Genomic DNA, 14,810 nt, shown 5'->3' with positions numbered 1-14,810 from the left:
GAAGACCCGCAAGGACGGCTCGATCGCCTTCTTCGGCGAGGCTCCGGGCACCCCGGTGATGGTGATCCCGGCTCCGTACATGACGGACGCCAAGAAGGACCCGCAGTCGGTCACCGGCGGCACGTACAGCACCAAGGTCACCCAGAAGCTGGTCCGGGACACCGACGCCAAGGGCTGGAAGCTGACCGTCACGCCGGATGCCAAGTGGCTCGCGGCGAAGGAGCGGCAGTACCCGGTCGTCATCGACCCGACGATCACCATCACACCGATCGCCTCGGTCTCCGAGGACACGATGGTCCTGTCGGACCAGCCGTCGGTGAACTTCAACAACACCTGGAAGCTGTCGGTCGGCAAGACCGACACCGGCATCGCCCGCTCGCTGATCAAGTTCCCGCTGAACGAGATCCCGGCGGGTGTGAAGGTCGACGCGGCCCGGCTGAGCATGTACTACGACCAGGCGCACACCACCAACGGCAACACCGTCGCCCTCGAGGCGCACCGGGCGACCGGGGCGTGGAGCGAGTCGGGCGCGACGCCCGCGACCTGGTCCAACACCAGCGCGCTGGTGGGCGAACTGTCCGGCACCACCGTGCAGCTGGACGACGGCGATGCCGGTACGGCGGCGGTCGGCGAGTGGCCGCGCGGCACCACGACCGGCGGGGCCGCGACCAACGACGACTACGCCTACAACAAGAACGCACTCACGGGCGAGTCGTACACCTGGCAGCCACGGGTCCCGGAGACCGACACCTACCGGGTGGACGCGCACTACCCGGCCGCGGCGGACGCGGCCACGGCCGCCCCGTACACGGTCACCCACAACGGCGGCACCAAGAACTACACGGTCAACCAGACCGGCACCGGCGGCGTCTGGAAGACCCTCGACGCGACCGAGCTGAGCTTCGCCAAGGGCAACGCCGGCAAGATCGTCCTCGGCGACACGGGCTCGTCCACGACCCGTACGCTGGCCGACTCGGTGCGGCTGGTGAACCCGGCCGAGATCACCAAGGCCGCCTGGGACTACAACAAGTGGCACGACTTCCCCGTCGCCGACACGGTCCAGAAGTGGGTCTCCGGCACGGCGACCAACTACGGCTTCGTGCTCAAGGCCAAGGACGAGTCGGGCACCGCGCCGACCGGCGGCCCGCGCTACGAGGCGGCCGACGGCAACACGTACGGCGGCGAGACGTCCACGTACCCGCGCCTGACGGTGACCTACGGGGCGGTCGGCACGTCGCTGAACTCGCCGACCGTGGTCCACTCCACCGGCCCGGAGCTCTCGTGGCCGGCGTACGCCAACGGCAGTGGTGACACCGGCCTGGACATCGTGGAGTACCAGCTGCACCGCTCCACGCAGCAGGTCTTCACCCCGTCCGCCGCGACGCTGATCGCACCGATCGCGTCGAGCGCGACGACGTACACGGACACCACGGCGGTGCCGACCCCGGACTCCAGCTCCAGCGAGATCGGGAAGTCGTACTACTACCAGCTCGCGGTCAAGACCCAGAGCGGGCAGCTCCTCGGGTCGCCGACCCGCATCGTGGGCATCCCCAAGGCCGGCCGGACGATGGAGATCATTCAGGCGGGCCAGACCGACACCACGCTCTCCTCGCAGCAGCCGACCGTCAACCACGACGGCCTGGTCTCCGGCAAGGCGCAGACCTGGCTGAGCGTCGGCAACAACTCCGGCACGTACGGCAAGACCCGCTCGGTGCTGAAGTTCCCCACCACATCCATCCCCACCACCGCCACGGTGCTGGAGAACAAGATGTACATGTGGGGCGCGGAGACCACCAGCACGACCAACGGTGCGATCTACGAACTCCACTCCCTGACCCGGGACTTCACCGAGACCCAGGCGACGTGGAACAACGCCAACTCGACGACCCCGTGGACCACCGCGGGCGGTGACTTCTCCGCCACGGTGTCCGACACCGTCCCGCAGATTACCGACGAGGTCGGCCGCCACTGGTGGGACGCCACCGGACTCATGCAGTCCTGGGTGCGCACCCCCGCCAACAACAAGGGCGTCCTGGTCAAGCTGAAGGACGAGACCACCACCGGCCCGCAGGAACGCACCCTGTTCCTGTCGTCCGAGGCCTCCGACCCGCAGCTGCGCCCGTACATGCAGGTCATCTACGTCGACTCGACGACCGAGGACACGTACTACGCCCCGACGACTCCGGCCCGTATGACGCCGAACTCGCAGTACACGGTCGAGTTCACCGTCACCAACACGACGGCGACGGCATGGGCCGCGGGTGAGCGGGAGCTGTCCTACACCTGGAAGCTCCCGGACGGCACGGACGTGACGACGGGCGGCAACCAGCTGTCCACCGCGATCCCGGCACTGCTCCCGGGCAAGTCGGCCACCATCCAAGCGCAGGTCAAGACCCCCATCAACTCCGATGAGGGCAACAAGCGCCTGGACTACGTGCTCGGCTGGGACATCAAGAAGGTCGCCGACGGTACCTGGCTGTCCGCCGGCACCGGCGCCATCCCGGCGCTGAAGCAGAACGTGACGGTCGAGGACCCGACCTCCAACACCCTGGGCCTGGAGAAGTTCTACTCCTACACGGGCAAGAACACCGGCGCCGGCTCCACGGTCATGAACAACCTGGCCTCCGGCAACAGCGTCTGGCAGTACAACGCCTTCACCAACCCGGGCCGAGGGCTGACCACGTTCGCCCGGTTCGCGTACAACTCGCTCGACACCTCGGACACCGTGCTGGGCCACGGCTGGTCGGGACAGGCGGCAGGTCCCATCCGACTGGGCGCGCCGCTGGAGTTCCACCCGAAGCCGAACCCGACGGAGATCCGTCTCCCGGACGGTGACGGCACCACGCACGTCTTCCGCTGGGACGCCACCAACAGCGTGTGGAAGGCACCGGCCGGTGTCCACTACAAGGTGACGATGAAGGCCGGTCTGGACTGCAAGCCCACGAAGGATCCCGTCCCCGACGCGTGGACGCTCACGCGCCCCGACGGCACCCGGTTCCTGTTCGGCTGCGACGGCTACATGACGTCCGCTGTCGACAAGAACGGCAACACGCAGACCTACACGTACGAGGAGCGCAAGTCCAACAACAAGCCGACCAAGTTCCTCACCTACATCACCGACCCGGCGGGCCGCCAGAGCCTCACGGTCGAGTACTACAAGAAGGGTGACGCCACCTACGAGTACATCAACGACTCGGGCGTCAAGGTCAGCGGTACCAACCTGACCAACTCCAAGATCTACGACCACGTGAAGTCCATGACGGACATCTCCGGCCGCAGGATCGCCTTCTACTACACCGACAAGGGTCTGCTCGGGCAGTTCACCGACGGTGCGGGCTCGGCACAGCCGAAGGACTTCAAGTTCACCTACGATGCCACGCAGGGGAACAAGAACGTCAAGCTGGTCAAGGCGACCGACCCGCGTGGCAACACCACGGATCTGGCCTACTACGCGCCGCAGGCCGGGGACGACCCGAAGTACCACTGGTGGACCAAGACCATCACCGACCGTCTGCGGAACAACACCGGCTTCGCCTACAAGCCGAACGCGACGAACGACAAGTTCACCGACACCAAGGCCACCGACGCGGAGAACCACGCGACGGACTACGTGACGGACGACTTCGGCCGCCCGGTGCAGACCACCAACGCCAAGTCCCAGACCAGCAAGATGAGCTGGGACGCGGACAACAACGTCACGTACCTGGAAGAAGCTAACGGAGCCAAGACCGCGTACTGCTACGACCAGAAGACGGGCTACCCGCTCTGGAAGCGTGACGCGGAGAACAACAAGGCCGGTGTGCCGCCGTCCTCCGACTGCGCTCCCGGCGTCTACCCTGCCAACGCGTCGAAGTACGAGTACCAGACCCGTCTGGACGGCTACTCCGCCGACCTGTTCAGGAAGACGTCCCCCGAGGGTCGTACCTCGCAGTTCGGCTACGACGCTTTCGGCAACCTGAAGAAGGTGACGGACCCGAAGGGCGTCGCGACCACGTCCGTTCCGGACGACTACACCACCACTTACGAGTACGACGCCTACGGCGAGCTGACCAAGGCGACGGATGCCAACGGCAACCCGACCACCAACAGCGGATTCGGCCCGACGGGCTACCCGGCGACCATCACCGACGCGCTGGGCAAGGCGACGACGTTCGTCTACGACGAGCGGGGCCAGGTCACCGAGACCGCCGACGCGCTGGGGAAGAAGACCACGCAGACGTACGACACGTTCGGCCGTCCGCTGGTCAACACGGTGCCCAAGGACCAGAGCGCGGGCGTGCTGATCACGACGTCGGCGCCGGTGTACGACGCCAACGACAACGTCACCGTGTCCACCGCCCCGAACGGCGCGGTCTCCACGGCGGTGTACGACGCGGCGGACCAGATCGTCGAGGCGACCGCGCCGAAGGACACCCCCACGGGTCCGGAGCGCAAGACCGTCTACACCTACGACAAGGCCGGCCACCTCAGGACGACCACCGAGCCGAAGGGCACCGCGACCACGGCGGACCCGAACGACTACCGCACCACGAACAGCCACGACGAGATCTACCAGCTCACGTCGGCGGTCAACGCCGCCGGTGACAAGGTCTCCTACGAGTACGACAACGTCGGCAACATCACCACGGTCGTCGACCCGAAGAAGAACGCGACCGCCGACACCACGGACTACACGTCGAAGACCGCCTACGACCTCAACCACCGGGTCACGACGGTCACCGACGCCGCGGGCAAGACCACCAGCCGGTCCTACGACAAGGACTCCCTTGTCGTCTCCTCCACGGACGCCGAGGGCAACACCACCGAGGTCACCTACGACGAGCGGGGCAAGCAGACCCAGGTCAAGGCCCCGTACACGGGCACCAGCCCCGGCATCACGTACCGGACGACCAAGTACGAGTACGACCAGGTCGGCAACACCACCAAGGTGATCACCCCGCGCGGTGTGGACACGGCCGCCGCGGACGACTTCACCGCCCGCACCGAGTACGACGCGCTGAACCGCCCGGTCAAGAAGTTCCTGCCCTATGACCCGGCGGACACGCGCTACAACAACCCGAACGTCTACACCCAGACGGTCTACGACGAGGTGGGCCGGGTCTCCAAGACCTCTCTGCCTCCGTCGGAGGGCCAGACGGTCCGCAACGACACCGTCTTCAGCTACTTCGACAACGGCTGGGTGCGGTCGTCCACCGACCCGTGGGACATCGTCACCACCTACGGCTACGACGAGCTCGGCAAGCAGACGGCCCGGACGCTGACGTCGGCGGGCGGATCCTCGAACCGCACCATGAGCTGGTCTTTCTTCCCGGACGGAAAGCTCAAGTCCAAGTCGGACGACGGCGTGCCGGTCGGCAGCGCGGTCGTACTGGCCGACAACTCCGACGTCCAGAACACCACCTCCACGGGCACGTGGACCAAGGGCACCCTGACCGGACAGCAGGGATACGACCACCAGGTCCACGCCGCCGGCACCGGTACGGACGCCTTCACCTGGACCCTGAACATCCCCAAGGACGGCACCTACACCGCCTACGTCAAGTACCCGCAGGTCACGGGGGCCGCCACGACCGCGAAGTACACGGTCACGCACTCCACCGGCACCACCGACGTCACCAGGAACCAGAACACCGGCGCCGGCACCTGGGTCAGCCTCGGCTCGTTCGCCTTCACCCAGGGCAACGCCGCCAAGCTCCAGCTGTTCCAGAACAGCGCGGGCCCGGTCGTCGCTGACGGAGTCAAGCTCGTCCGTGACAACGCGGGTGACACCGACAACGAGAAGAAGACCTTCACCTACGCCTACGACGTCAACGGCAATCTGACGTCGGTCGACGACACCTCATCCGGTGCCAACACCGACGCCTACACGATCGCCTACACCGGACTGAACCAGGTCCAGAAGGTGACCGAGGCGCTCGCCGGCCAGGAGAAGAAGTCCACCTCCTTCACCTACGACGCCAACGGCCAGCCCGAGACGGTCACCCACCCCGACCAGTACGCCGCGTACACGTACGACCCGCGCGGACTGGCCAAGACGGTCTCCGTCGGCAAGACAGCGACCGACACCGACCCGAAGGTCACCAGCTACACGTACACCGACCGTCGTCTGAAGCTGCGGGAGACCAAGGCCAACGGCAACACGGTCGACTACGCGTACTACCTCGACGCGGCGCTCAAGACGCAGACCGAGAAGAAGCCCAACGGGACCCTGGTCTCCTCGCACACCTACGCCTACGACGCCAACGGCAACAAGGCGCAGGACGTGGCGAAGAAGATGAACGCCGACAACCACGCGGCGTACCTCGACTCCACCACGGACTACACCTACGACCCGGCCAACCGGCTCGCCAAGTCGGTCAAGACCGGCAACGGCGCGGGCACGGAGACCTACATCCACGATGACAACGCCAACGTCATCAGCCAGACGGTCAAGGGCACGTCCTCGACGTACACCTACGACCGGAACCGGCTGCTGACCGCGACGACGTCCGGGGTCTCCGCGAGCTACAACTACGACCCCTTCGGCCGCCAGGAGTCCGTCACCAGCGGCGGACAGGTCGTCGAGCGGAGCGTGTACGACGGCTTCGACCACGTCATCGAGAGCGGCAAGCTCGACGGCGGGTCCATGAAGACCACGAAGTACACCTTCGACCCGCTCGACCGTACGTCCACCAAGACCGCCGACGGCAAGACCACCGACTTCACCTATCTCGGCCTGTCCGGCGAGATCCTGAACGAGGAGGTCGCCGGCGTCCTGACCGCGTCGTACCAGTACAGCCCGTGGGGCGAGCGCCTCTCCCAGGTCAAGCACAACACCGACGGGACGACCGAGGACGGCTACTACGGCTACAACAGCCACACCGACGTCGAATCCCTGACCACCAAGGATGGGGACACCAAGGCCACCTACGGCTACACCGCCTACGGCTCGGACGACAAGACCGAGTTCACGGGCATCGACAAGCCCGACGCGGCCGACCCGACCAAGGAGGCGTACAACCCCTACCGGTTCAACGCCAAGCGGTGGGACGCCCAGGCCGGCACGTACGACATGGGCTTCCGTGACTACAACCCGGGCCTGAACCGCTTCACCAGCCGGGACATGTACAACGGCGCCCTGGCCGACATGGGCCTCGGCGCGGACCCGTACACGGGCAACCGCTACGCCTTCACCGGCGGCAACCCCACGAGCAGGGTCGAGCTGGACGGCCACGACTGGTGGGACACCGTCAAGAGCGTCTTCTCGGGTGGCGGCAAGGTGGCCACGAAGACGGTCGGCCCCGGCGGTTGGCTGACCGCACTTGAGGTCTTCGGAAACGTCATCGGCTGGAATTCGGACAACGGGCCGAAGAAGACCGAGTACGACGAGAGCAAGCCGGGCTACAAGAATGGATTGTTCGCCGAACCCGAGGGAATCCACGAGTACAGCTTCTACGACTCGTACCCGAGCGCGGTGACCAAGAACGGCTGCAAGAACAGCGGTAACACGGCGGCGTTCTACATGCCGCTGGACAGCGCGGGTCGCGCGCAAGGGGTCATGGCGTGCCTCAACCAGGCCAATATCGACAATTTCGACAAGGAGACCGGAGAAATCGGGGAGGGCGGTCCTGGACTCGTGGGAAGTGACACGGTGTGGCCCACGCAGAATCCGCTCTTCATTCCTAAGGGGATGCGTCAGGGGGAAAGCCTGTATGGGCAGGGTCTCCACCGCGGGCACCTTCTTCCGAATCGTTTCGGCGGGACTGGAAGGGATATTCGGAACCTTGTTCCGTTGTACCCGGCAACAAACCTCTCGAGAATGAAGCGAGTGGAAAATCAAATCGCCAGCCACCTCGAGAAGGGGGAGACGGTGTACTATAGTGCGATGGCGCACTACCCGGATGGAAATACGTACATTCCGGACAGTCTGACGATTACGTGGTACAGCGCTGATACGGGCGCCGGGGGTACTTTCCCCATAGCAAACACGCCTTAGTGGTGTGACTGGACGGGGCGGAGTAGCGTTCTGACTCCGCCCCGTCTGGTTCCTTCTCTGTATATGTCATTCAGCGAGGTTCGGTATGTGGATCAATCGACTGGTGGAAGTCACCCATTGGGAGCCCCTCCACGCGGATATGCCCTGGGGTGAGACTGAGGAGCGTCTTGGTTTGGCCCTGCCCGAGGATTACAAGCGCCTCGCCGCGACCTTCGGTAAGGGGCTCTTCTCGGACTTCCTCCAGATTCTTTCTGTCGCACCTGGAGGGGCCTTTGATCTCTCCACTACCTGGCAGAGTCTCAGTGCCGACGCCCCGACCGAGGGGGAGGACTCGCTGTACGCGCCGTACCGGATCTACCAGCCTGGTCAGAGTGGGCTCATCCCATGGGGATTCAGCCAGACCGAAGGCGAGTACTACTGGCTGGCCAATGGGAAGGCGGACGAGTGGCCCATCGTGACGCGAGGGCGAGGCTACCGGGAGTGGCGTCAGGTCGACATGTCCACACCCGAGTTCATCTACCGCGTGGTGGCTGATCCGCAGTTTGAGCCCTTCTCGATTGCCGCCCTGGTGCCAGAGCCCTTCTTCGCGCCTGCTCCAGAAAGCACCTTCTGAACTTGACGTCAGTTCGTCGGGACACCCTTTCTCCCCATCTTGGCTTCTTCGTGGGATATTCGTTGCTCATGCTTCGAATGTGTTGAGCAATGTTCGGTGGAACCCGCTCGAGCCGCTGTGGGGCCGCCCCGGCCCGAGATCGCTGTAGCGGTGACGGGGCCGGGTCTTCGACTGGTTGGGCCAGATCCTGCTCGCTGAACTGAATGCGACCGGCGAGCGGACTGGTCCCGAGTGCGTTAAGCCTGGTCCGTGGGCAAGGGGAGCCGGCGCCGGTCTGTTGGCGGTTGATCGACAGAAATCCGGATGCAGCACCAATTTGATTCTGCGGATGCGGGCACTCCGCGCAAGGTTGTCGCCGCTGCGTCCGTCGGGTGTCCGGACGCCGACCGGCTGCCGGAACAACGCGGACGAGCTGCACTGCTGTTTCGCCAAGATCATCCCGTGGCGGCGCCCACGAGGCACATCTCTCTTGCGTCAGCGGCGTACCGCTCCAGGGGCTGGGTTGGGCGTGCGCGCGGTGAACACCCAGATGCCGTGCGATTGCGTTGCCCCCATTACCCGCCCCTTGGTCAGTAGCCACGGATTGTCCTTCTGGAACGGTGCGAAGTTGTCGTTGGAGACGATGACTCCACCCACTTCCTCGGCGATGCTGATGACGAGTGCGTCTCCTCGTCCTTCTGTGCCGGCCGGAGGCTGTACGACGTGGCCGTCCGCGATGGCCTGTTCCACGAGGGGGCGTTCCTCCGCGCTGACTTGGTGTCTCAGGGAGGCATCCACGACGACGTGGATATCGCGCTGTGGATGCTTGAAGCGCAGTGCGGTAACGGCAGCCTGGAGTGCCGCGAAGCTCGGCTGTCCGCCCTTGTGCCGTGGTGGCCTTCCGTTCCATGCCAGGTTGGATCCGTCCACGACGAGCGGTTCGGTGGGACCGTCCGACCGAGCGGGGCGGGAGGACGGCTGCTGAGGGTGTGTCGGTTTCGGCGTAGGGCGTGTTGCAGGGGCGAGGGCGAGGAGTCGCTCGAGTTCCTTCCTGACCTCCGGCTCCACGGCTCCGTCACCGAACACCTTGACCTCGCCGTTGAGGACGGGCTCGCCGGTTCGCTGCAAGGTTGCCTTGACCGACAGCAGTCCTTCCTTGCTGTAGGTGAACTCGAGGTCGAAGACGCCCTCATTCCTGTCCTTGCAGGGTTCGGTGTAGCGCAGTTCGAGTTCGGTCAGTTTGACGTTGTCCGGGTGGTCGACCGGCCGATCGGGGGCTCCTTCCCATACCTCCACCGTCAGTTTGGAAACGTTGTCCCTGTTCGGCTCGTAGGACTTCACGCGCTGCTGTGGGAGCCGGAGATTGCGCGGGATCAGGGTGCTGAACTGCCTCTTACCGTCCGGCTCTGTGGTGACCGTTCCGAGCGCGTGCGTGTTGACGACGCGGATGATGCTGTTCAGTTCGCCCGCCATGGCGGCCGCGCAGATGGCCGCGCCCTCGGCGACGACGGTCATCGGGTCGAACGCGTCGACGGAAACCAGCTCGCGGTCGAGGGCCTCGGCGACGGCGGCACGGACGGCCGGAATCTGGCTGCTGCCTCCGATCATCAGGACGGCGGACAGGTCGTCCGGTTCGATGCGCGCCTGCGCCAGGCACTCTTCCACGGGCTCCAGTGCGCGAGTGATCAGGTCCTGGATCTCGTACGAGAATTCGTGCTGGCCGATCTCGACCGGTACGCCGTCCGGAGTGATCACGTTGACGGACTCCTGCTGGGAGAGCAGGATCTTGCCGCGCTCGATGTCGAGCCGGAACTGACGTTTCTCCGAATCGGTCCAGGGCCGCTGGGCGGGTGCCCGGTCCAGGACCATGCGCCGCAGCCGTTCGTCGATCTCCAGGCCGCCGAGCCGGTTGACGCCGCGGCTGGCCTTCTCGTCGAAGAAGCCGTCGTCGTGGAGGAGGAGGGTGGCGTCCATGGTGCCGCCGCCCCAGTCGAAGACCAGGAACTCACCCTCTTTTTCCAAGTAATGAGCGTAGGCGATGGCCGCTGAGGTGGGCTCGTTGAGCAGAGTACGCACGGTGATTCCGGCGGCACGCGCCGCTTCCCGTGTGCGGAACCGGGCTGCGCCGGTAGCGTTGGCGGGTACGGTGATGACGGCTTCGTCGATGTCCGTGGCCGCTTCGTCCTGTGCGGCGAGAGCCATCGACCGGAAGACAGCCGCCGCTGCCGTGGTGGCGGCGAAGCGTTCGCCTCCGATGGTGACGAGGGGTTCCTCGCGCAGCATGCGCTTGCACGCCTCGACGGCGCGCTCGGAGCGGAGCTTGGCCTCCCAGCCGAACAACGTGCCGGCGCGCAGGGAGCTGGTTCCCACCACCGATGGGTATAGGCGCTCGAAGCCCGGGCGTCTCCAGTTGGCGTCCAGGCCCTGGCTGCCGATCTCGAGGACCTCGGCGAACTCGCCGCCATTCCACTGTGCGGCGACCGAGTTCGTGGTTCCGAAGTCGATCCCGGTGGCCGTCATGCTTCTTCTCCCGTGTGGTTCTGTGCGGCATCGGCGACGATCCGGCGGAGCTGCCCGGCCAGGATGACCTTGCCCGTGAGGTCGTCGACGTAGGCGGGGCTGAGCAGTTCGAACGCCTCGCCGACGCCTTCGGTGACGACGAACGCATCGGCGTTCGCGGGCGTTTCGAGGCGGCGGATGCCAAGTGCGCTCAGATGGTCCGCCATGGCGGTGTGTACGGCTGGCCCACCGCGGTCCTTCTGTGTCCACAGCAAGGCATCGATCTCGGCGAGTCGGCCGGCGAAAGCGGCGCGAGTCCGGAACTCCTCCAGCACCGCCTTCCGCACGGCGGCGGTGAACTGGGCGGGCGAAGCCGGGCTGTCGTCGCGGGGCTCACCGAGTGAGGCGGGGAGGCGCTCCACGATTCCCTTGATCAGGGTTGGGGCATCCACTGGCTCTCGCGCAAGTGCCGACGTGGCATCGGCTGTTGCTGAGCGTTCCTCGCCGTCCGCAGCACGAGCGGCGGCTGCGCGTGTTGCCCCTTGACGTGTACGCAGGCCGGTGGGCCTGTGTGTCTTGGCGCGCTTCTGCGCCCCGGGCTGGACACCACCGCATGCCGGGCAGATTCGGCCGGGACGATCTGCTTTCGCCACCTTTTTCCTGGCGTCGGCTTTCTTCGACGACGTCCTCTTGCCAGGCGACCAGCCTTCGGAGCTGGATGATCGCGCGGGCTGCATTCTGGGAGACATGGCAGACGGTTACCTATGGGGAGAAGGAGGGACAGGACGGAGGCGTCAGGCCCGTTGGCCGTGGCGGTCGAGGCGTGGGGGAGTGGTCCGCAGGTCGTCGAGAAGTTCGACGGCGGCGCGCGCCCGGATCTGCTCCAACTGCTCGCCGCTGAGCGAGGGAGTGCGGCGAGCCAGTCCTTTGACGGGCGGCACGAGCGTCGTGGGAACCGTGTCCGGCATCAGATACCGCTCCGGCTCCAGAGGGATGCGGAAGAACACCGAGAAGCCCGTGTCACCGCCCTGCGCCGCGCGGATTCGCTCCTCAGCTTCGTTGATCCAGGCCTGCAGTGCGTGATCGCCCTCTGCCTGGCGGAATAGTTCTCTGCAGTGCTTCTCCCAGCGGAACGAGCCATGGTCCAGGCCGAGTTCGATGAACGGATTAGTGGCCCGGTCGCGCCGGTTCTTCGGCGTGGCCTTCCAGGATCGCACCAGCGCGACGTTGGGGGCGGCCTGCTCTCCGAATCCGACGGCAGTTCGTGCGTGGGTCTCCGCGGTGTCGAGGTTGCCCTCTACCGCGGCGACGTAGGCCCGTATGGTGAGCGCTTCCTGGCGGATTCCCGCGTCGGCCCGCCTGCCGGTCGCGCCCTTCTCGAACCGCTCCGCCTGCTTGGCCGCTTGCTCCAGTCGGCCCGCCTTGAGCAGGTCGTACGCCCGGTTGAGCGCCACCAGCGCGTGAAAGGAGCTGAGCTGTGGATTCACGCTCTGCTGTGGCTGCCAGAGGCTGGCCATCAGCAGCCACAGTCCGCTGTCCACGACGGTTTCACGAGGCCACTCGCCGTTGACAGCGCCGGACCTGATGTCCCGGAGCTGGATCTGCTGAGTGCGGGGTAGGAGAGTGTCCAACTCGTTGATGCGCGTAACGTCCCCGTCCGCGACGACGTCATACAACAGGTCCCACACATCTACGGGCTCCAGCCGTTCGAGACGCGCGCCGTTCAGGAAAGCCTCGCGTCGAAGGTAGTCGGCCCACTCCAACGTGGCCGCTTCCTCGGACGAGATTGTTTCCGGCACGAGGCGTGCGCGCAGATACAGGGCCTCGTCCTTGTCCCGCCGTTCCCAAGGGGTGTCCTCGGGCAATAGGCCACCGTGGTCGACGAGATCGTCGAGGGCAGGCATCGGTGCCCAGCGCAGGATGTCAGGCAGGTGGCGTGTGGGCACAGGCACGGCGCCTTGCGTAGCTGCAGCAGCGAAGAGCGAGAAGGCGGGGCCACCAGACACGCCCCGCGACCTGCCGCTGACGAGCAGGAGACTTGGTGCGCTGGAACAGATCACCCGGCAGCGCTCCGCGCCAGCGGCCGTCAGCCAGGGAATCTCGGCCTTCCACAGGCTCCGTATATGCGCGAGAACCTCCTCGGGAGTCACGCTCTCCAGAACGGCCCGCACAGCTGGCAGCAGCGCCTCGCGATCGGGGGTGCCGGCCGCGGCCGCCCGTAGAACGGCCCGCGGCTCCTCGGCGAGACCGTCGGCGCGGGAGAGTTCGTCGAGGATGCCGTGGACGGCGGTAACGGCGTCGTCGCCGTCCACTCCCAGCCAGCCCCACTTCCGGCGGAGGAAGCCACTGACAGCCGTGAGGCCTCGGGACTCGCGCCGCTCACGGTCGCGCGCCAGACGATCCTTTTCCGCAGCGATTGCGGCGCGCCTGCGCGCCGCGGGGTCCTCAAGCTCGAACTCCTCGTACACCCCGGCAGAGTAACCGTCAGCACTGACAACAGCCACAAGTCCTCCATATTCCTCATCACTCCGGTCCTTTGCGGGGCTCCTGTGTCCGGCGGCCTGCTGCGGAAGAGACGGACTTGTGCGCACCGGGCTGAACGCCTCCTCCTGATGCTCTGTCAGCAGCAGGTGGGTGCGTCTGGGGGCCTCGTAGGGTGGCGTTGGCGAAGGATGTGAACGAGGCCGCAGGCGTGGCCGCCGATGCCCGAGTGCTGGTTGAGCTCCTTGTCGGGGTTCTCGATTGGACTGCACCAGTTGAGCGAAGACGTCGAGTGAGCTCACCCTGGACGACCTTTGTCCTGGGCAGGACCAGCGGCATGAGCGTGAAGCGAACAGACCAGGGCTGACGGACTGCAGCCGTCTTCCTCTTGCGTCAGGCCGCCTCGAACGCCCGTCGTATCAGCGATCCCGCCTTCTCCAGGTCGGCTGCCGAGGCGATCCGCAGCTCCAGGTCGCCCGTCCCGAGGTGGCCGATGCCGCGCATGTCGCGGGAGAAGCCCTCCTCCAGCTCGACCGTGTCCGGGTCGACTCTGAGGTAGACCAGGATCACCTCGTGCTTCGGGCGGAAGACTACCGAGGCGAGGTTCACCATGCGCCGGTAGGCGATGCAGTGCCGAAGCTGAGCCACCTCGACCTCGCCCCAGGCGGTGAGGGCCTCGTCCAGCTCGGCGTACAGGTCTCGCAGGCAAGCCGGGGGTGCGCCCAGGATCGCCTGGACTGACGGCTGCCCGTCCCCGCCGGCGGCACCAGCTGCAATGTCCCGCTCCCGATGCTGCCGCCGAGCCGGAGCCTGACCCGGTGAGCTGGGCGCGGACTCGATCAGCAACAGGCTCAGCAGCCCGCCATCGAAGATGCGGTAGCGCACCAGATCGATCCGCTCGCGAAGTCGCTGCACCGCGACCCGGTCATGGTGGGAGAAGTTGGCCGCGATACAGACCATCCGCGGGTTTCGCCAGTCGATCGACTCGGCTGCCTTAGCACCCAACTTCACCTTGACCAGGGCCTCGAACTCGTGATGCGCCGACTCCAACCACGACAGGTAGGAGACGGCCTGAGACAGGACCCCGCTGTCGGAACCCTTCTTGTACTCGATCAGCGCCGGCATGTTGTTCTCGTCCAGACCGAGCGTGTCGATCCGGCCCCGGTGCAATCCCCGCGAGTTCACGATTTCTGAAGGTATCGAAATCTGAACTGTAGGCGCTGCTGGGGGATTCGGAGGCTCTCTGGCCGTGGGTTCGCGGGT

Annotated in this window: 6 protein-coding genes; 2 read left to right on the top strand and 4 right to left on the bottom strand. The window is 66.0% G+C overall.

Annotated features, from left to right (window positions below; all coding sequences use genetic code 11):
• The first annotated feature begins 292 nt into the window (after window positions 1-292).
• Together ACH5AF_RS34290 and ACH5AF_RS34285 are read left to right on the top strand one after the other, a co-directional pair.
• Complete coding sequence (locus ACH5AF_RS34290) at window positions 293-7,975, top strand: DNRLRE domain-containing protein (RefSeq protein WP_398907373.1); 7,683 nt, start codon at window positions 293-295, stop codon at window positions 7,973-7,975.
• 172 nt (window positions 7,976-8,147) lie between these two features.
• On the top strand, window positions 8,148-8,588 hold the full coding sequence (locus tag ACH5AF_RS34285; protein WP_398907340.1) for a hypothetical protein: 441 nt from the start codon (window positions 8,148-8,150) through the stop codon (window positions 8,586-8,588).
• Between the two features lie 474 nt (window positions 8,589-9,062).
• Here ACH5AF_RS34285 and ACH5AF_RS34280 read toward each other — a convergent pair whose 3' ends face one another.
• The 4 genes from ACH5AF_RS34280 to ACH5AF_RS34265 form a co-directional block, all read right to left on the bottom strand.
• Window positions 9,063-11,087 carry an Hsp70 family protein gene (locus ACH5AF_RS34280; RefSeq protein ID WP_398907338.1) on the bottom strand — a complete coding sequence of 675 codons (2,025 nt, stop codon included), beginning with the start codon at window positions 11,085-11,087 and terminating at the stop codon, window positions 9,063-9,065.
• On the bottom strand, window positions 11,084-11,518 hold the full coding sequence (locus ACH5AF_RS34275; RefSeq protein WP_398907336.1) for a hypothetical protein: 435 nt from the start codon (window positions 11,516-11,518) through the stop codon (window positions 11,084-11,086). The genes ACH5AF_RS34280 and ACH5AF_RS34275 overlap by 4 nt, the downstream gene beginning before the upstream one ends.
• A 342-nt stretch (window positions 11,519-11,860) precedes the next feature.
• Window positions 11,861-13,570, bottom strand: coding sequence for a hypothetical protein (locus ACH5AF_RS34270; protein ID WP_398907334.1), 1,710 nt, complete (start codon window positions 13,568-13,570; stop codon window positions 11,861-11,863).
• Between the two features lie 370 nt (window positions 13,571-13,940).
• Window positions 13,941-14,672 carry a DUF5655 domain-containing protein gene (locus ACH5AF_RS34265; RefSeq protein WP_398907372.1) on the bottom strand — a complete coding sequence of 244 codons (732 nt, stop codon included), beginning with the start codon at window positions 14,670-14,672 and terminating at the stop codon, window positions 13,941-13,943.
• Window positions 14,673-14,810 lie beyond the last annotated feature (138 nt).

Source organism: Streptomyces sp. NPDC018833 (assembly GCF_044390825.1).
Lineage (GTDB): Bacteria > Actinomycetota > Actinomycetes > Streptomycetales > Streptomycetaceae > Streptomyces.
The sequence above is the reverse complement of the archived record's forward strand: the minus strand, read 5'-3'. Positions and strand labels throughout refer to the sequence as shown.